Source organism: Pseudomonas sp. S30, from assembly GCF_016518545.1.
Taxonomy (GTDB): Bacteria; Pseudomonadota; Gammaproteobacteria; order Pseudomonadales; family Pseudomonadaceae; genus Aquipseudomonas.
The window spans coordinates 59297-77624 of sequence record NZ_JACVTO010000012.1; the positions used below are offsets into that span (position 1 = coordinate 59297).

General features: G+C 62.7%; 17 protein-coding genes and 1 tRNA gene. 13 read left to right on the forward strand and 5 right to left on the reverse strand.

Features of this window, described 5'->3' with window-relative positions:
* Both phrB and IAE34_RS14775 read left to right on the forward strand, forming a co-directional pair.
* Positions 1-1428, forward strand: a complete 1428-nt coding sequence (phrB, locus tag IAE34_RS14770; RefSeq protein WP_200139703.1) for a deoxyribodipyrimidine photo-lyase — start codon at positions 1-3, stop codon at positions 1426-1428.
* A gap of 12 nt (positions 1429-1440) precedes the next feature.
* Complete coding sequence (locus IAE34_RS14775) at positions 1441-2145, forward strand: SDR family NAD(P)-dependent oxidoreductase (protein WP_200139704.1); 705 nt, start codon at positions 1441-1443, stop codon at positions 2143-2145.
* A 14-nt stretch (positions 2146-2159) separates the two neighbouring features.
* Here IAE34_RS14775 and murI read toward each other — a convergent pair whose 3' ends face one another.
* From murI to hemA, 5 genes are read right to left on the reverse strand one after another with little or no spacing between them, the layout of a single operon-like run.
* A complete protein-coding gene (gene murI, locus IAE34_RS14780; protein WP_200139705.1) occupies positions 2160-2960 on the reverse strand; it encodes a glutamate racemase in 801 nt (266 codons plus the stop codon).
* Entirely contained in the window at positions 2953-3708 is a 756-nt protein-coding gene (locus IAE34_RS14785) for a molybdopterin-synthase adenylyltransferase MoeB (protein ID WP_200139706.1), read from the reverse strand. Before IAE34_RS14785 ends, murI begins: the two co-directional genes overlap by 8 nt.
* On the reverse strand, positions 3702-4532 hold the full coding sequence (gene prmC / locus IAE34_RS14790; RefSeq protein ID WP_200139707.1) for a peptide chain release factor N(5)-glutamine methyltransferase: 831 nt from the start codon (positions 4530-4532) through the stop codon (positions 3702-3704). The genes IAE34_RS14785 and prmC overlap by 7 nt, the downstream gene beginning before the upstream one ends.
* The gene (prfA, locus tag IAE34_RS14795) at positions 4532-5614 is read right to left on the reverse strand and encodes a peptide chain release factor 1 (RefSeq protein ID WP_200139708.1); all 1083 of its coding nucleotides are present in this window, start codon (positions 5612-5614) and stop codon (positions 4532-4534) included. Before prfA ends, prmC begins: the two co-directional genes overlap by 1 nt.
* A complete protein-coding gene (gene hemA / locus IAE34_RS14800) occupies positions 5611-6888 on the reverse strand; it encodes a glutamyl-tRNA reductase (RefSeq protein ID WP_200139709.1) in 1278 nt (425 codons plus the stop codon). Before hemA ends, prfA begins: the two co-directional genes overlap by 4 nt.
* A 237-nt stretch (positions 6889-7125) precedes the next feature.
* On the opposite strand from hemA, the gene IAE34_RS14805 reads away from it, so the two are divergent.
* The 11 genes from IAE34_RS14805 to IAE34_RS14855 all read left to right on the forward strand — a co-directional run bounded on the left by IAE34_RS14805 (position 7126) and on the right by IAE34_RS14855 (position 18324).
* Entirely contained in the window at positions 7126-8853 is a 1728-nt protein-coding gene (locus tag IAE34_RS14805; RefSeq protein ID WP_200139710.1) for a tetratricopeptide repeat protein, read from the forward strand.
* A 3-nt stretch (positions 8854-8856) separates the two neighbouring features.
* The gene (gene lolB, locus IAE34_RS14810) at positions 8857-9474 is read left to right on the forward strand and encodes a lipoprotein insertase outer membrane protein LolB (RefSeq protein WP_200139711.1); all 618 of its coding nucleotides are present in this window, start codon (positions 8857-8859) and stop codon (positions 9472-9474) included.
* Positions 9475-9478: 4 nt separating this feature from the next.
* The gene (gene ispE / locus IAE34_RS14815; protein WP_200139712.1) at positions 9479-10339 is read left to right on the forward strand and encodes a 4-(cytidine 5'-diphospho)-2-C-methyl-D-erythritol kinase; all 861 of its coding nucleotides are present in this window, start codon (positions 9479-9481) and stop codon (positions 10337-10339) included.
* Between the two features lie 20 nt (positions 10340-10359).
* Positions 10360-10434 (forward strand) — tRNA-Gln (locus tag IAE34_RS14820).
* 45 nt (positions 10435-10479) lie between these two features.
* Positions 10480-11421, forward strand: a complete 942-nt coding sequence (locus tag IAE34_RS14825; RefSeq protein WP_029614333.1) for a ribose-phosphate pyrophosphokinase — start codon at positions 10480-10482, stop codon at positions 11419-11421.
* Positions 11422-11541: 120 nt separating this feature from the next.
* Positions 11542-12144: a 50S ribosomal protein L25/general stress protein Ctc gene (locus IAE34_RS14830; protein ID WP_200139713.1), complete on the forward strand. Its 603-nt coding sequence runs from the start codon at positions 11542-11544 to the stop codon at positions 12142-12144.
* Positions 12145-12220: 76 nt separating this feature from the next.
* Complete coding sequence (gene pth, locus IAE34_RS14835; RefSeq protein ID WP_200139714.1) at positions 12221-12805, forward strand: aminoacyl-tRNA hydrolase; 585 nt, start codon at positions 12221-12223, stop codon at positions 12803-12805.
* A gap of 22 nt (positions 12806-12827) precedes the next feature.
* Positions 12828-13928: a redox-regulated ATPase YchF gene (gene ychF, locus IAE34_RS14840; RefSeq protein ID WP_200139715.1), complete on the forward strand. Its 1101-nt coding sequence runs from the start codon at positions 12828-12830 to the stop codon at positions 13926-13928.
* Between the two features lie 196 nt (positions 13929-14124).
* Complete coding sequence (locus tag IAE34_RS14845) at positions 14125-15327, forward strand: tyrosine-type recombinase/integrase (RefSeq protein ID WP_200139716.1); 1203 nt, start codon at positions 14125-14127, stop codon at positions 15325-15327.
* 490 nt (positions 15328-15817) lie between these two features.
* A complete protein-coding gene (locus IAE34_RS14850; protein ID WP_200139717.1) occupies positions 15818-17416 on the forward strand; it encodes an N-6 DNA methylase in 1599 nt (532 codons plus the stop codon).
* The gene (locus IAE34_RS14855; protein WP_200139718.1) at positions 17413-18324 is read left to right on the forward strand and encodes a XamI family restriction endonuclease; all 912 of its coding nucleotides are present in this window, start codon (positions 17413-17415) and stop codon (positions 18322-18324) included. Before IAE34_RS14850 ends, IAE34_RS14855 begins: the two co-directional genes overlap by 4 nt.
* Positions 18325-18328: the final 4 nt, after the last annotated feature.

The following is an 18328-nucleotide window of genomic DNA, read 5'->3' on the forward strand; positions in this document are numbered from 1 at the left end:
ATGCATTTGATCTGGTTGCGCAGCGATCTGCGCGTCGACGACAACACGGCCCTGAGCGCCGCGACCCATGAAGGGCCGACGATCGCCTTGTGGATCGCCAGCCCACAGCAGTGGCAGGCCCATGACGACGCACCGGGCAAGGTGGATTTCTGGCTGCGTAACCTGCGCGACCTTCGTCACTCACTCGAGTCGCTCAACATTCCCCTGCTGATCGCCCACACCGACACCTGGCAACAGGTCCCCGAGACCGTATTGGCGGTCTGCCGCAAGCACAAGGTGCAGTCGGTGCACTGGAACGACGAGTACGGCCTGAACGAGGCACAGCGCGACCAGTGCACCCGCGATGAGCTCGAAGGCGCCGGTATCGCCGTGCACACTCACCTGGACCAGGTGTTCTTCAAGCCCGGCACGCTGTTGACCAAGGCCGGCAACTATTTTCAGGTGTTCGGGCAGTTCCGCAAGGCATGCCTGGAGCACTTGCACCGTAGCGTGCCCTCCCTGGCTCATCCGGCGAAGCGCCAGGCGAAGCTGTCTATCGCCAACGATCCCATCCCCCAGCACCTGCAAGGCTTCGACAAACCCCGACAGAGCCTGCGCGAGCATTGGCCGGCCGGAGAGAAGGAAGCGCAGGCGCGCCTCGCCCGCTTCGTCGACCAGCGCATCGACGACTATCACGTGGCCCGCGACCTGCCCGCCACACCCGGCACCAGCCAGCTGTCGGCCTACCTGGCGGCCGGGGTGATTTCCCCCCGCCAGTGCCTGCACGCCGCCCTGGCCAGCAACCAGGGTGAATTCGACAGCGGCAGCAAGGGCGCTCGCACTTGGATCGAGGAACTGCTCTGGCGTGAATTCTACAAGCATATCCTGGTGGGTTATCCACAGGTCTCGCGCCACAAGGCCTTTCGCGCCCATACCGAAGCGTTGCCCTGGCGCGACGCGCCCGAAGATTTCAAGGCCTGGCAGGAAGGGCGCACCGGCTTTCCGCTGATCGACGCCGCCATGCGCCAGCTGCTTGAGACCGGCTGGATGCACAACCGCCTGCGCATGGTGTCGGCGATGTTCCTGAGCAAGAACCTGTTGATCGATTGGCGCAAGGGCGAACAGCACTTCATGCGTCACCTGGTTGATGGCGATCTGGCAGCGAACAATGGCGGCTGGCAATGGAGCGCCTCGACCGGAACCGACTCCGTGCCTTACTTCCGGATCTTCAATCCAGTCACTCAATCCCAGCGGTTCGATCCAGATGGACGCTTCATTCGTCATTGGCTACCCGAACTCACTCATTTGGATGACAAGAACATCCATTTACCAGTGAAATCTTCAGGGTTATTTGATACAAGTTCATACAGCAACCCCATTGTCGACTTGCGTAAGAGTCGAGAACGGGCACTTGCGGCATTCAAGGGGTTGCCCGCCGCCATCAGTTAGTGGGTATGCAATTTGAGCAGTAGTCGCATTTTCTGGCTCACCGGAGCCGGTAGTGGTCTTGGCTTGGCGATGGCAGAGGACCTGCTTGGCTCCGGCCATCGAGTCGCGGTCAGCGGCCTTGATACTCAACGCCTTCAAGCCTTGAAGGCCGAGTACGATGACACCCTGCTGTGCCTTCCGGCGGGTCTGCATCACCTCGACCAGGCTCAACTGGCCGGCCAGCAGTTGCAAGCGCGCTGGGGCGCAGTGGACACGCTGATCGTCGATGCGGGTACCTGCGAGTACCTGCCGACGGATGTGCCGACCAACGAGATGTTCGATCAGATCCTCACCACCAACTGGCAGGCCTGCGAGCACGCGCTGGCAGTAGCTTTGCCCCTGCTGGCACGAAGTGAGCAGCCCCGTATCATGGCGGTTTTCAGCCGCTATTCGGCCTTGCAGCGGTACTCTCCCGCTCAGAGCCCGGCCGGCCACAACAGCCTGCCTCATTGGCTGCGCGAGCAGCGCAAGGCGCTTGCCGACCTGGGTGTGCAACTGACGATAGTCGCCCCACCCTCGACCAAGGCGCCGCTGACCACTGCGCAAGCATTGCCCGAATTGTGGACCGCCGACAGTGCCGCGAAGGAACTGCTCGATCGGTTGCAGACCAGACAGGCCGAACTGGTGCTCGAGGTGCTGGACCCTGCGCTGCTATGGCCGCTGCCCGAGCCGCGCTGAGTTCACGTCGTCTCTCATTCCTCGAAGGGTTGCACCTGCACGCTCGATGCCTGCCCTAGCCCGGGCAGGACCGCTTGCAGGCGGCCTGGATCGGCGCTGCTGTAGAACACTGCCTGCCGCGCAGGCCCGCTCGCCAACAGATCCCCAGCCTGCAGCAGGCGCTGCAACTGCCGGGCTACCGCTGCGCCCGTATCGATGATTGCGACCTGCTCCGGCACCTGCTCGGCCAGCAGCGGCCGCAGGAAGGGATAGTGCGTACAGCCCAGGATCAATGTGTCGCACCCGGCCTCCAGCAGTGGCTGCACGTAGCCTTGCAGCAACTGACGCAGCGCCGGGCTGGTGAGATCGCCTTGCTCGATCAACTCGACCAGGCCAGGGCATGGCTGGGTGACGACGCGCACATCACCGGCGAAACGATCGAGCAAAGCGGCGAACCTGGCGCTTTGCAGGGTACCGGTGGTGGCCAGCACCCCGACCACGCCGGAACGGGTGGCCGCCGCTGCCGGTTTCACCGCCGGCTCCATGCCGACGATCGGCCACTGCGGGTAACGCGCGCGCAGGTCGGCGACAGCGGCTGCCGTGGCCGTGTTGCAGGCCAGCACCATCGCCTTGGCGCCCTGGGCCTGGAAGAACGCGGCGATGCGCCGGCAGCGCTCGCGAATGTAATCGGCAGACTTCTCGCCATAGGGCACATGCCCGGCGTCGGCCAGGTACAGCAACGATTCGGCCGGAAGCAGGCGACGCACCTCGGCCAGCACCGAGAGGCCGCCCACGCCCGAGTCCATCACGCCGATGGGCGCTGCACGATCAATCATGGCGGCCTGCACACACCGTGCAGCCCGGGTCGCGCTTGACCCGCAACTCGCGCATCCGGCTGCCGAGGGCATCGATGAGCAGCAGACGCCCTACCAGCGGCTCGCCGAAGCCGACCAGCAGCTTCAGCGCCTCGAGCGCCTGCAGGCTGCCGACCATGCCCACCAGCGGGCCGATCACGCCGGCCTCGCTGCAGGTCAGTTCGGCTTCGCTGCCATGACCGTACAGGCAGTGATAGCAAGGGCTGTGCGCCTGGCGTGGATCGAAGACCGACAACTGCCCTTCCAGACGAATCGCCGCGCCGCTGACCAGTGGCTTGCCCGCCGTCACGCAGGCGGCGTTGACCGCCTCGCGGGTGGCGAAATTGTCGCAGCAGTCCAGCACCAGGTCGACCGCACCGACCGCCGCCGCCAGGGTCTCGGGATCCAGCGCCTGGCGGTGGCCAACCAGTTCGATCTGCGGGTTGATCGCGCGCAGGCGTCGCAGCGCCGAATCGACCTTGCTCAGGCCGAGGCTCTCGCTGTCGTGAATCACCTGGCGCTGCAAGTTGCTCAGGTCGACGTGGTCGAAATCGGCCAGATGCAGCTCGCCCACGCCTGCGGCTGCCAGATACAAGGCCACCGGCGAACCCAGCCCGCCCAATCCGACCACCAGCACCTTGCTTTGCTTGAGTCGCAGCTGACCCTCGACATCCACCTGCGCCAGCAGGATCTGTCGGCTGTAGCGCAGCAGTTCGTCGTCGCTCAGCACGGCAGGCGCCCAAGGCTGATGCGCTCGTGACCGCCCAGATCGCGATGGCTGGCGACCTCGACGAACTGGCTGTCCTGCATCAGCGCGCGCACGGCGCTGGCCTGGTCGAAGCCGTGTTCGAGCATCAACCAGCCGCCAGGGAGCAGGTACCGGGGCGCCTGGGCGACGATCAGGCGCAAGTCGTCCAGGCCATCGTGGCCTGCCACCAGCGCACTGCTGGGTTCGAAGCGCAGGTCGCCGGCACTCAGGTGAGGGTCGTGGGCGGCGATGTAGGGAGGGTTGCTGAGGATCAGGTCGAAGCGCTCTCCGTCCAGGGCGTCGAACCAGTGGCTGGTACGCACCTGCACGTTGTCCAGGTGCAGCCGCTGGCGATTGCGCTCGGCCAGGGCCACGGCCTGCTCGATGCGGTCCACCGCCATCACCTGCCAGGCCGGGCGCTCGCTGGCCAGCGCCAGGGCGATGGCACCGCTGCCGGTGCCCAGATCCAGTACCCGTGCGGCCTGGGCCGGTAGACGTTGCAGGGCGGATTCCACCAGCAACTCGGTGTCGGGCCGAGGGATCAGGGTGTGCGGCGCCACCTCCAGGTCGAGCTTCCAGAACCCCTGCTGGCCGAGGATGTAGGCCACAGGCTCACCCGTACGGCGGCGTTCGATCCAGGCATCGTAGGTGTCAGCCGCTTCGCGGCTGACGATGCGCTCGGGCCAGGTGTGCAGGTAGCTACGCGACTTGCCCAGGGCGGCCGCCAGCAGCAGCTCGGCGTCCAGGCGTTCGGTAGGCGAATCGGGCAGGTGCGCATTGCGCAGCAGGCTGGCGATGATGGTCATCAGTCCCCCAGGGCGGCCAGTTGATCGGCCTGATATTCGGCGAGCAGGGGCTCGATCACCGCATCGACGCCACCGGCCAGTACATCGTCCAGCGAATACAGCGTCAGGTTGATGCGATGGTCGGTGACCCGACCCTGTGGATAATTGTAGGTGCGGATACGCTCGGAGCGGTCGCCCGAGCCCACCAGCAGCTTGCGCTCGCTGGCGATGGCGTTCTGCGCGGCGCTGGTCTGCAGGTCGTTGAGCTTGGCCGACAGCCAGGACAGCGCCCGGGCGCGGTTCTTGTGCTGGGAGCGCTCTTCCTGGCACTCGACCACGATGCCGGTGGGCAGGTGGGTGATGCGGATGGCCGAGTCGGTCTTGTTCACGTGCTGGCCACCGGCACCGGACGCGCGGTAGGTATCCACGCGCAGGTCGGCCGGGTTGATCTCGATGGCCGCCTGTTCGTCCGGCTCGGCCAGCACTGCGACGGTACAGGCCGAAGTGTGGATGCGGCCCTGGGACTCGGTTTCCGGCACGCGCTGCACGCGGTGCGCACCAGACTCGAACTTGAGCTTGCCGTAGACGCTGTCACCTTCCACGCGGGCGATGATTTCCTTGTAGCCGCCATGTTCACCCTCGTTCTCCGAGAGGATTTCCAGGCGCCAGCCGCGCTTCTCGGCGTAACGCGAGTACATGCGGAACAGGTCGCCGGAGAAGATCGCCGCCTCGTCGCCGCCGGTGCCCGCGCGGATTTCCAGGAACACGTTGCGTCCGTCGTTGGGGTCCTTGGGCAGCAGCATGCGCTGCAACTGCGACTCCAGGTCCAGCAAGCGCTCCTTGGCCTCGCGCACCTCCTCGACGGCCATTTCGCGCAGGTCCGGGTCGCTGTCCTTGAGCAGCGCCTGGGCACCCTCGAGGTCGTCCTGGACCTTGCGCCAGGCGCTGTAGGCGGCGAACACCGGCTCGACCTCGGCGTACTCGCGGGAGTAGGCGCGAAAGCGGGTCTGGTCGGAAATGACCTCGGCATCGCCCAGCAGGGCGGTGAGTTCTTCGAAGCGGTCCTGGAGGATGTCCAGTTTTTTCAGCAGCGACGCTTTCATTGCGGGGTCTTGTCCGTGGCGCCTTCGTGAAGGGCAAAGAGTTCCTGAGCCATGGCCAGCGCATCGACGCGGCCTTCGGCGGTGAGCTTCTTCAGCTGCACGCTGGGGGCATGCAGCAGCTTGTTGGTCAGCCCGCGAGCCAATTGCGCGAGCACTTCTTCGGGGTTGCCGCCATTGGCCAGCAGGCGCTGGGCCTTGAGCAGTTCCTCGTCGCGCAGGCGTTCGCTCTGCTGGCGGTAGGCCCGAAGCACGTCCACCGCCGCCAGCTCGCGCAGGCGCGCCATGAAGTCCTCGGCGCCGGCGCTCACCAGTTCCTCGGCGGCCTGGGCCGCGCCCTGTCGGCTCTTGAGGTTTTCCGCGACCACCTCGTGCAGGTCGTCGACGGTGTAGAGGTAGACGTCGTCCAGCTCGCCCACCTGTGCCTCGATGTCCCGCGGCACGGCGATGTCGACCATGAAGATCGGCTTGTGCCGGCGCTGCTTGAGCGCACTTTCCACCGCGCCCTTGCCGAGGATCGGCAACTGGCTGGCGGTGGAACTGATGACGATGTCGCTGTTGGCCAGTTCCTGGGGAATGTCGGCCAGCAGCACGGCATGCGCACCGAACTGCTCGGCCAGCAGGCTCGCGCGCTCCAGGGTGCGGTTGGCCACGACGATACGCTTGACGCCCTGCTCGTGCAGGTGGCGGGCGACCAGGGTGATGGTCTCTCCAGCGCCGATCAGCAGTGCCTGGCTGCGGCCCAGGTCGGCGAAGATCTGCTTGGCCAGGCTGACCGCGGCGAAGGCCACCGAGACCGGGTTCTCGCCGATGGCGGTGTCGGTGCGCACCTGCTTGGCGGCGCTGAAGGTGGCCTGGAACAGGCGGCCGAGCAGCGGCCCGACGGTGCCGGCCTCGCGGGCCACGGCGTAAGCCGATTTCATCTGGCCGAGGATCTGCGGCTCGCCCAGCACCAGCGAGTCCAGCCCGGAGGCGACGCGCATCATGTGGCGCACGGCGTCGTGGTCTTCGTGGACATAGGCGCTGGCCCGCAGCTCGTCCAGGCTCAGGCGGTGATAGCTGGCCAGCCACTGCAGCACGTCGTCGGCGCCGAGCGTGTCCTGCTCTATATAGAGTTCGCTGCGATTGCAGGTGGAGAGGATCGCCGCCTCGCGGCTGGCGGTCAGTCGGCAGAGCTGCTGCAAGGCGTCGACCAGCTGCTCGGGCGTGAACGCCACGCGCTCGCGGACGTCGACCGAGGCAGTCTTGTGGTTGATACCGAGGGCGAGAAAGGCCATGCAAGATCGCTGGTGGGGACAGGAAGCCGATAATTGTCCTACTTCACAGGACTCAGAACAACCACCGTTCGCTATCGACACCATGACCCTGGCCTATTGTCGCCAAGGGCAGTAGCCATGCTCGCGCCCTGCCCGTCCGAACATCCCGGTGGCCGTGCGGTCACACATCTGGCGGGTGGGTTTGCCCCCACGCTTGTGTCATCATGCCCCGACCGCCGGTTAGCCCACCAAAGGCCTATGAACAGACCCTACGCATTGCTGCTTGCCTTCGCCCTGCTCCAGGGCTGCCAGAGCCTGGTCCCGCACAAGAGCGAGGAGCAGCAGGCCGTCGTCGAGGCCGACAAGCCCGAAGCCAAACCCACCGTGGTCTATGGGTCGTTCAAGCCTGACACCCTGTACAGCCTTTTGGTGGCCGAGCTGGCGGGCCAGCGCAACCGGTTCGACATCGCCCTGGCCAACTATGTCGACCAGGCGCAGAAGACCCAGGACCCCGGTGTCTCCGAGCGCGCCTACCGCATCGCCGAGTACCTCGGGGCCGACGAGCCGGCGCTCGACACCGCACTGATCTGGGCGCGCAACGACCCGCAGAATCTCGATGCCCAGCGCGCCGCCGCCATTCAGCTGGCCCGTGCCGGGCGCTATGACGACGCCATGGCCGCCATGGAGAAGGTGCTCCAGGGCCAGGGCGACACCCATTTCGATTTCCTCGCCCTGTCTGCCGCCGAGACCGACCAGAGCACCCGCGACGGCCTGCTCAAGAGTTTCGACCGGCTGCTGCTCAAGTACCCGGATAACGGCCAGCTGGTGTTCGGCAAGGCCCTGCTGTTGAACCAGGACGGCAAGACCGAGCAGGCGCTGGACTTGCTCGAAGCGCATCCCCCGCACAACGGCGAAATCGCCCCGATCCTGCTGCGCGCTCGCCTGTTGCAGACGCTGGAACGCGGCGATGAAGCGCTGCCGCTGCTGCGCAAGGCGATCCGCGACAATCCCGACGACAAGCGCCTGCGCGTCACCTATGGCCGCACGCTGGTCGAGCAGAACCACATCGCCGAGGCCAAGGCCGAGTTCGAGAGCCTGTTGCAGCAGTACCCCGACGACGACGAGCTGCGTTATTCGCTGGCGCTGGTGTGCATGGAGAACAAGGACTGGGACGAGGCCGAAGGTTACCTGCAGGAAATGGTCGAGCGCGACAGCAACGCCGACGCCGCGCACCTGAACCTGGGGCGCATCCGCGAGGAACGCAACCTGCCCGCCGCCGCCCTGCGCGAGTACGCACTGGTAGGTCCCGGCCCGGATTATCTGGCCGCGCAACTGCGCCAGGCTGACATCCTCATCGCCAACGGTCGCAGTGCCGAGGCCTCGCGCCACCTGGCCGAGGCGCGTGAAGCGCAGCCGGACTACGCCATTCAGCTGTACCTGATCGAAGCCGAGACCCTGAGCAACAACGACAAGCTGGCACAGGCCGACCAGGTGATGCAGCAGGCGATCAAGCGCTACCCCGACGACCTCAACCTGCTGTACAGCCGCGCCATGCTGGCGGAGAAGCGCGACGACCTCCCGCAACTGGAGCAGGACCTGCGCGCGATCCTCGCCCGCGAGCCAGAAAACGCCATGGCGCTCAATGCCCTGGGCTACACCCTGGCCGACCGCACCACCCGCTATGGCGAAGCCAAGGCACTGATCGAGAAAGCGCGCCAGATCACCCCCGACGACCCTGCCGTGCTCGACAGCCTGGGCTGGGTCAACTATCGCCTGGGCCACCTGGACGAGGCCGAGCGCCTGTTGCGCCAGGCCCTGGAGCGTCTGCCCGACCCCGAAGTGGCCGCCCACCTGGGCGAAGTGCTATGGGCCAGCGGCAAGCATCGCGAGGCGCGTCAGGTGTGGGCCAAGGCCTTCGCCGACCAGCCCGACAACCCTACCCTGCGCAAGACCGTCCTGCGCCTGACCGGATCCGAGAACCTCTGAACCATGCCTGTGCGTCATCTCGTCACCTTCGCCCTCATCGCCCTGCTGGCCGGCTGTGCCGGCACCGGATCCCGTGAAGCCGTCCAGGGCCAGGGCAGCCCGCAGCTGTGGCGCGAGCACAAGCAGCAACTGAGCAGCCTCGACGGTTGGCAGATCAACGGCAAGGTCGGTATCCGTGCCCCGCGCGACTCGGGCAGTGGCACCTTGTTCTGGCTGCAGCGCCAGGACTACTACGACATCCGCCTGGCCGGCCCGCTGGGCCGTGGCGCCGCCCGCCTGACCGGGCGCCCGGGTGCCGTGGTGCTGGAAGTGGCCAACCAGGGCCGCTTCGAGGCGGCCGACCCCGAAGCGCTGCTCGAAGAGCAACTCGGCTGGCGCCTGCCGGTGTCGCACCTGGTGTGGTGGGTCCGCGGCCTCCCGGCCCCGGACAGCAAGAGCCAGCTCACCCTGGACGGCGACAGCCGCCTGGCGCGCCTGAGCCAGGATGGCTGGGAAGTCGAATACCTGAGCTACAGCGAGCAGAACGGCTACTGGCTGCCCGAGCGCCTGAAGCTGCACGGCGAGAACATCGACGTGACCGTGGTGGTGAAGGACTGGCAGCCACGTCAGCTGGGGCATTGAGTCCGTGGCTCGCCTGACCCTGCCTGCACCGGCAAAGCTCAACTTGTGGCTGCACATCACCGGCCGCCGCGCCGATGGCTACCACGAGCTGGAAACGGTGTTCCAGTTCCTCGACCATGCCGACCAGTTGTCTTTCCAGGTGCGCGACGACGGTCAGATACACCTGCACACGTCCATCCATGGCGTGCCCCACGACAGCAACCTGATCGTGCGCGCCGCCCGTGCCCTGCAAGCACAGGCCAGCTGCGCGCTAGGCGCGGACATCTGGCTGGACAAGGTCCTGCCCATGGGCGGCGGCATCGGCGGCGGCAGCTCCGATGCCGCCACCTCCCTTCTGGCCCTGCACCACCTGTGGCAACTGGACTGGGACATCGATCGCCTGGCCGCACTGGGCCTGACCCTGGGCGCGGACGTGCCGGTGTTCGTGCGCGGTCACGCCGCCTTCGCCCAGGGGGTGGGCGAACAGCTGACACCGGTCGACCCCGACGAGCCCTGGTACGTCGTGCTGGTGCCGCAAGTGTCTGTCAGCACAGCGGAAATTTTTTCGCATCCAGAGTTGACACGTGATTCCCTCCCCCTTAAGATGCGCCCCGTTCCCGAGGGAAACAGTCGAAATGACTGCCAACCGGTGGTAGAGCAACGGTATCCAGAAGTTCGCAATGCGCTGAATTGCCTGGGTAAATTCACCGAAGCTCGAATGACCGGTACTGGAAGTTGCGTGTTTGGGGCCTTCCCAAGCAAAGTCGAAGCTGATAAAGTTCTGGCCCTTCTTTCAGATACCCATGCAGGGTTTGTAGCAAAGGGAAGCAACGTTTCGATGTTGCATCGCACGCTGCAAAGTCTGGTCAAGAAGTCGAGCGCATAAGCGTTCGCAGCAACAGATACAGGGGCGTCGCCAAGCGGTAAGGCAGCAGGTTTTGATCCTGCCATGCGTTGGTTCGAATCCAGCCGCCCCTGCCATTTCTTATACTCATCCAGGTTACCCTCAGCCTCCAGGTACTGCGCGTGTCCAAGATGATGGTCTTCACGGGGAATGCCAACCCCGATCTGGCTCGGCGTGTCGTACGTCAGCTGCATATCCCACTGGGTGATGTTTCTGTCGGCAAGTTCTCCGACGGCGAAATCAGCACTGAGATTAATGAGAACGTCCGCGGTAAGGACGTGTTCATCATTCAGCCGACCTGCGCCCCGACCAACGATAACCTGATGGAACTGGTAGTGATGGCCGACGCCTTCCGCCGCTCCTCAGCTTCCCGAATCACCGCCGTGATTCCCTACTTCGGATACGCCCGCCAGGACCGCCGTCCGCGTTCGGCACGTGTAGCCATCAGCGCCAAAGTCGTCGCTGACATGCTCACTGTCGTGGGTATCGACCGTGTACTCACCGTCGACCTGCACGCTGACCAGATCCAGGGTTTCTTCGATATCCCCGTCGACAACATCTACGGCTCGCCCGTACTGGTCGACGACATCGAAGACCAGCGTTTCGATAACCTCATGATCGTCTCCCCCGACATCGGTGGCGTGGTGCGCGCACGCGCCGTCGCCAAGTCGCTGGGTGTCGACCTGGGCATCATCGACAAACGCCGCGAGAAAGCGAACCACTCCGAGGTGATGCACATCATCGGCGACGTCGAAGGACGCACCTGCATCCTGGTAGACGACATGGTCGACACCGCCGGCACCCTGTGCCATGCGGCCAAGGCCCTGAAAGACCATGGCGCGGCCAAGGTCTACGCCTATTGCACGCACCCTGTACTGTCGGGCCGTGCGATCGAGAACATCGAGAAGTCGGTGCTCGACGAGCTGGTGGTGACCAACACTATCCCGCTGTCCGCCGCTGCTCAGGCCTGTGACCGTATCCGCCAGCTGGATATCGCACCGGTCGTCGCTGAAGCGGTCCGCCGCATCAGCAACGAAGAATCGATCAGCGCGATGTTCCGCTAAGCGGAACCCTCGCTGACGAAAAGCGCCCCGCCCCAGCACTGGTTGTTGGGGCGGGGCTTTTTTGCCATCCCCGACGGCGCTGGTCGCAAACGCCCCGGGGGGCTATTTTGGAGAAACGAAATGACTGATTTCACCCTGAACGCCCAAGCGCGTACTGACCTGGGGAAAGGTGCGAGCCGCCGCCTGCGTCACTCGCTGAACATCCCTGCCGTCGTCTACGGTGGTAACCAGGACGCCGAGTCCCTGACCATCCTGGCCAAGGAAATCACCAAGCTGTTCGAAAACGAGGCTGCCTTCAGCCACGTTCTGGAACTGAACGTCGACGGCAAGAAGCAGAACGTCATCGTCAAGGCCCTGCAGCGTCACCCGGCCAAAGGCTTCATCATGCACGCCGACTTCGTTCGCGTCGTCGCTGGCCAGAAGCTGACCGCCAAGGTCCCGGTTCACTTCGTCAACGAAGAAGCTCCGGTCAAGAAAGGTGGCGAGATCTCGCACACCGAAACCGAGATCGAAGTGTCCTGCGAAGCCAAGGACCTGCCCGAGTTCATCGAAGTCGACCTGGGCAACGCTGAAATCGGCACCATCGTTCACCTGTCCGACCTCAAGGCGCCCAAAGGCGTCGAGTTCGTGGCACTGGCCCACGGTGACGACAAAGCCATCGCCAACGTGCACGCTCCGCGCATCGTTGCCGAAGAAGAAGGCGAAGAAGGCGCTGCCGAGTAATCACTCGCACGCCGGCGTCGGTCGGGTTACAGTGCTGCGCGCTGTGGCCTGACCACTCCAGAAGAGAGCTCCTGACGTGACCGCCATCCAGTTGATCGTCGGCCTGGGTAACCCCGGCCCCGAATACGAACAGACCCGGCATAACGCAGGGGCTCTTTTCGTTGAACGTCTTGCCGACGCCCAGCGCGTGTCGCTGACCGTCGACAAGAAATATTTCGGCCTGACGGCCAAGTTCAGCCATCAGGGCAACGATGTTCGTTTGCTCATCCCCACCACCTACATGAATCGCAGCGGCCAGTCCGTCGCGGCTCTGGCCAATTTCTTCCGCATCAAGCCGGAAGCGATCCTGGTGGCGCACGACGAACTCGACCTGCCTCCGGGCGTCGCCAAACTCAAGCGCGGCGGCGGACACGGCGGGCACAACGGCTTGCGCGACATCATCGCGCAGCTCGGCAACCAGAACGACTTCCACCGCCTGCGGCTCGGCATCGGCCACCCGGGCGACGCGAAACTGGTGTCCAACTTCGTCCTGGGCCGCGCACCGCGCGCCGAGCAGGACAAGCTCGATGCCAGCCTCGATTTTGCCCTCGGCGTGCTGCCGGACGTGCTGGCCGGCGACTTCGCCAAGGCCATGCGCGAGCTGCACAGCCAGAAGGCCTGACTTTCTAGAAAGGGGAATTCCCATGGGTTTCAACTGCGGCATCGTCGGCCTGCCCAACGTCGGCAAGTCCACCCTGTTCAACGCCCTGACCAAATCCGGTATCGCGGCCGAGAACTTCCCCTTCTGCACCATCGAGCCGAACAGCGGCATCGTGCCCATGCCCGATGCCCGTCTGGCGGCGCTGGCCGAGATCGTCAAGCCCAACCGCATCCTGCCGACCACCATGGAGTTCGTCGACATCGCAGGCCTGGTGGCCGGTGCCTCCAAGGGTGAAGGCCTGGGCAACAAGTTCCTGGCCAACATTCGCGAAACCGATGCCATCGCCCACGTGGTGCGCTGCTTCGAAGACGAGAACGTGATCCACGTGTCCAACAGCGTCGATCCCAAGCGCGACATCGAGATCATCGACCTTGAGCTGATCTTCGCCGACCTCGACAGCTGCGAGAAGCAGTTGCAGAAGGTGGCGCGCAACGCCAAGGGCGGCGACAAGGAAGCCCTGGCGCAGAAAGCCATTCTCGAGCAGTTGATCCCGCACTTCACCGAAGGCAAGCCTGCGCGCAGCCTGATGAAGCACATGAGCGCCGAAGACAAGGCCGTGGTGCGCAACTTCCACCTGCTGACCAGTAAGCCGGTGATGTACATCGCCAACGTGGCTGAAGACGGCTTCGACGACAACCCGCACCTGGACGTGGTTCGGGCCATCGCCGAGGAAGAAGGCGCGGTGGTGGTGCCGGTGTGCAACAAGATCGAAGCCGAGATCGCCGAGCTGGACGACGGCGAGGAAAAGGACATGTTCCTCGAAGCCCTGGGCCTGGAAGAGCCTGGCCTGAACCGCGTGATTCGCGCAGGCTACGAGCTGCTCAACCTGCAGACCTACTTCACTGCCGGCGTGCAGGAAGTACGCGCCTGGACCGTGCGCGTGGGCGCCACCGCCCCGCAGGCGGCCGGCGTGATCCACACCGACTTCGAGAAAGGCTTCATCCGCGCCGAAGTGGTGGCCTACGACGACTTCATCCAGTTCAAGGGTGAAGCCGGCGCCAAGGAAGCCGGCAAGTGGCGCCTTGAAGGCAAGGACTACATCGTCAAGGACGGCGACGTGATGCATTTCCGCTTCAACGTCTGACGTTTTTTGCTGGATCTCGGTGGCGCTCAGTAGCGCTTGGTGGACAGAATAGCCCATTTGAAATCAATGGGTTGTGCAAACAATACGGTCTACTGAGCGTTCCTATTGTTCATCGAGGTCTGAAAAAATCGGGGGTAGCGTTGGGGGTACTCGTGTTCAACCGTGGGGGTACATCTCCCCACAGTGGAGTCCAACGATGCCCGAGAATCTACTCACCGACGCCAAGATCAGGTCGGCCAAATCGACTGATCGAGATTGGAAACTATCAGACGGCGGGGGGCTGTTCCTGCTGGTCAAACCCACCGGCGGCAAGCTCTGGCGGTGGAAGTATCGCCTGCAAGGCAAGGAGAACCTCTTTGCTATTGGCGGCTTTCCTCAAGTAAGCCTTGCTGAGGCGCGCGCGGCCCGCGAGAAAGCGCGTGCCTTGGTCAAGCAAGGTATCCACCCTGCCCATGAGCGGAAGCAGGTCAAGCAGCGCAACCTGGAGGCGCTGGAGGAACGCAAGCGTGCCCGCGAAAGCTCGTTCGCCAAGGTGGCGAAAGCGTATCTGGCCGAGATCAAGCCAGTCTTCGCGGTCAGTTCCTACCGCACGAAAGAGTCCCGCATCAGGAAGTACCTGTCGCCCAAGTTCGACGGGATGCCGATGAGCGACATTGGCGTGAAGCAGATCCGCCCGCTGCTGGAGGAATGCAAAGCTCATGGCGCGTGGGCGGCGATTCACGTCAAAGGCGATCTGTCGGCCATCTTCGAATTCGCGGTGGTGCGGGGTCTGGTCGAGGCAAATCCAATTCCCAGCCTGCGCGGGCTGCTACGCGTGCCGTTCAGCGAGAGCAAGGCGGCGATGACGCGAGAGCAAATCCAGAGGTTCTATCAGGAGTTGCGCGGCTACCGGGGCTACCCGGAAACTTCGTTGTGCCTGCGGCTGATTGCGCTGACCGCCTGCCGTCCAGGGGAAGCGGCGGATGCTGAGTGGGATGAGTTCGACTTTGAGGATGCTCTGTGGCGTCGGCCTGCGGCGAAGATGAAGGCGCGGCGTGACCATGTCAGTCCGTTGTCCACGCAGGCCATAGCGGTGCTGAAAGACTTGCAGCACATCACGGGTGGCGGGCGCTATCTGTTTCCGCACCGAAGCGGAAAGGGTTTCACTACGCCCAACCGGCTCACCTACGCGATGCGCGACATGAACCTGGGCCGGGGCACGACGCCGCATTGCTGGCGGACGACCTTTTCGACCTGGGCCAATGAGAATGGATACCGGCCTGATGCGATTGAGCGGCAGCTTGCCCATGTGGAAAGCAACAAGGTGCGGGCGACCTACAACAAGGCGCTGTTGCTGGATGTGAGGCGAGAAATCCTGCAGGCATGGTGCGCGTACCTTAGTGACGCCGAGGGCCACTGAGGAGAGAATCATTGGCCTAGCGACGCGACTAATCTGGCACTTTTAGACAGGATTGGGCAGTACGTTTTTCGCCAGCAGAAAACGTTAACTGATAGACGAAGAACAATTTTTGCGTCTACAATCGTCCGTCTGAGTGGAGGCGCATCAGATGATGACTACAGACGCGATTCGTGAGACGACGCTAAGAGAGCTTGTTGATACTCGATCCGTCAGTTCGATATCAGCGATAGGTCAAGAAGGTGGTTTCACCATAGCGGTTCACTGCGGGAAAACAACACGCGTTTTGGGTAGTACGCGTGGGGGTGTTCGCATGTTCTCGAATCTGACCAGCCTCGCCACATTTTTGAAGGGGCTGGGCGTTTCTGGCTTTGTAGTCGATGCCCAGCACTATGCTCCAGGCCGCATTCGCCCACCGAGACCTGATAGGTCTGAGGCGCTAAAGCGAACCCGGACTAAACCGCAACAAACTGAACTTTTGGGGTGATGGCAAATGGCCAATCAATCAATGACCACAGAGTCCGACCTCATTGCGGCGGCAATTGCCCTGGGTGCCACTGATGTCTCAGGTATCTCCTCCGCAGAGATTGATCTAATCAATGACGTCCAGCCCCTCGGGAAAACACACGCGCAGAAACTCAAAAAGGAGATTCGTGCGGGTGGCGACCCTCTGGGTGCGGCCTTTTCGATCATCCGTAATGCTGAGCAGCGGAGAGAGTCTGGAGCTACCTATACCCCTGACAGCATTGTCAATGCGATGATGGCTTGGGCCGTCAAACAACCATTGCCAGATCGCATAGTCGACCCTGGCGTTGGTTCAGCAAGATTCCTTTGTGCGGCAGGTCGTCGATTTGCGAAAGCACAACTTCTCGGGTTAGAGGTTGACCCACTGGCCGCGCTGATGGCCCGGGCCAATCTAGCGGCGGGAGGGTTTGCGGATAGGTCGTGCATCGAGCTCGTAGACTACAGAAGCCCCCAGTCGGAATTCAAAGGGCGAACTCTATTCATCGGCAACCCGCCTTATGTCCGCCATCACCTGATTTCTCCAGAATGGAAGCGCTGGCTGGTTGAGTCCGCAGCCCGCCATAACCTGAAGGCAAGTCAGCTGGCGGGGCTGCATGTGTATTTTTTCCTCGCAACCGTTTTGCATGCAGCTCCCGGCGATTCCGGTGCATTCATTACTGCATCCGAGTGGCTGGATGTGAACTACGGCCAGTTGGTACGAGATCTCTTTCTTGGCCCGCTTGGGGGACAAAAAATCATCGTCGTCGAGCCCACCGCGACCCCCTTCCCTGATGCTGCTACAACTGCTGCTATTACAACGTTCCAAATTGGGGAGAAGCCTTCTTCAGTGAAGCTTCGCCGCGTAAAAAAAATGGCCGATCTGACAGATCTGGAAGGGGGGCGTCCAGTACGTAGAGAGCGACTTGAGACGGAAACCAGATGGTCACGCCTTACGCATTCTGGTCGTGGATGTCCGGAAGGATTTATTGAGCTAGGCGAATTGTGCAGAGTCCACCGAGGCACTGTCACTGGCGCAAACGCAACATTTATCGCTACTCTGGATGAATCAGATATCCCAGAGCGCTACAAGCTCAAAAGCATCACCAAGGCACGCGAGCTCATAGCGGCCGGCCGTGTCCTTACTGACACTTCCAGTTTACGCTGTGTTGTCGATCTACCGGATGACTTAGATGAACTGATGGCCGAGGAGCGTGTTGGGGTAGAGCGGTTCTTGGAACGCGCAAGAGCACGAGGTGCTCACGAGGGTTATGTCGCAAGGAATCGGCGTGCTTGGTGGTCTGTTGGAATGCGAGCGCCGGCTCCCATCCTGGCAACCTACATGGCACGCAGAGCCCCGTCATTTGTACGGAATGCTGCTGAAGCAAGACACATTAATATCGCTCACGGGTTGTATCCACGAGAGTTTCTTACAGAGGCCCAAATGCTTCGACTGGTAGATTATCTGTCTACTGGGATCAGCGTTTTGGATGGACGTACTTATGCAGGGGGGCTAACCAAATTTGAGCCCGGTGAGATGGAGCGTCTTTTTATCCCGTCTCCTGCCCTGCTAGCCGAGGTAACTGCATGACGCTTCCTGCGCATTGGACTGAAGAGCAATTAGAAGAGCAACGATTAGCCGCTATTGAAATATTCCGGCGGCGCCGTATGGAAGAGCCGTTAGAACAGTACATTGCCAACTTCGATGAGTATCAGGGTGTAATCGAGGAGCTTCTTGAGTCCACCCTTGATCTCTCTGATATAGACAGTCGTCTTGTCGATGTACTGACGGCACCAAAGCTATTGGAAGCCTTTCGCTATCTTGCAGGCCCTCCCATCTCGGACGATGATCTAAAGGTGGTTGCAGAAGCAGCCCTGTCTCGACAGCGAATCTTGCGTGACCCGGAAATGGTCGGGAGGATCAAGCAAGTTGTTTTGAGTGGATTGGATCGCCGACGGTTTCCATGGGTAATTGAGGGTCGTGAACCGACAGAAAGTGAGCGTGAAGCAGCGATTGTCGCCTCCGCTGCGTTGATAGCGACTCGCCGGCTGGAGACGAGGCGGCGTAGCGATGGAAAGCGTGAGCAAGAAGCCGCCGTGCATGCAGCCCTTCGAGATATGGGATTCACACAGGTTGCATCGCGTAAGGTATCTGTTCTCAGCGATGCCCCTGCCCCAGGTGAATTCTGTGCAGAAAGTGATCTTGGAGGACGCAAGGCAGACGTGCTTGTAGGTTTATGGGATCGTCGGGTGATGCCCATTGAGTGCAAAGTTTCAAACTCTTCTACCAACTCGGTGAAGCGTTTAAATAACGATGCGGCAGTAAAGGCGGAGACCTGGCGAAAAGACTTTGGGCAGCTTCAAATGGTGCCGTCCGCAGTTCTTGGCGGTGTTTACAAACTGCACAACCTTCAAGACGCACAACGCCGTGGTCTTTCCCTTTTCTGGGCGCATGACCTTAACTCCTTGACCAGTTGGATATCGAGTACTCGGCGATAGGTTA